We start from the raw sequence: 467 nt of genomic DNA, 5'->3' as shown, positions 1-467 counted from the left end.
TCCGTCAGGGTATAAGTGGCTTCGTATTGATTGCCACTGGTGTTGGTGACGCTGGCTGTTTGTCCGCCAATCTTGACCGTGGGCGTTCCACTCAGGGTTTCGGAAGCGGTGAATGTCACCGTTACCGTATCCCCCACTGTCGCTACGCTGCTGTGGTTGGCATTACTGGAAGCAATGCTCACAGAGGATAAATTAGGAGCTGTTTTATCCAAACTGACGCTACTCGAATCGGTAGTTGCCGTAGCGGTTCGAGTATTTCCCCCAGCATCGCTAAACTGGATATTAATGGCCTGTGCCCCTGCGGTATCGTTGGCCGTCAGGGTATAAGTGGCTTCGTATTGGTTGCCAGTGGTGTTGGTGACGCTGGCTGTTTGTCCGCCGATCGCAACTGTGGGCGTTCCACTCAGGGTTTCGGAAGCGGTGAATGTCACCGTTACCGTATCCCCCACTTTCGCCAAACTCGTGTC

1 protein-coding gene is annotated in these 467 nt (G+C 53.7%); it reads right to left on the bottom strand.

What is annotated here, in order from left to right; all coding sequences use genetic code 11:
• The coding region (locus LKK83_RS18010) for a hypothetical protein (protein ID WP_324632647.1) at positions 1-467 on the bottom strand (467 nt) is incomplete at both ends.

It is taken from the genome of Phormidium sp. CCY1219 (assembly GCF_035615515.1).
Taxonomy (GTDB): Bacteria; Cyanobacteriota; Cyanobacteriia; order Cyanobacteriales; family Laspinemataceae; genus CCY1219.
The sequence above is the reverse complement of the archived record's forward strand: the minus strand, read 5'-3'. Positions and strand labels throughout refer to the sequence as shown.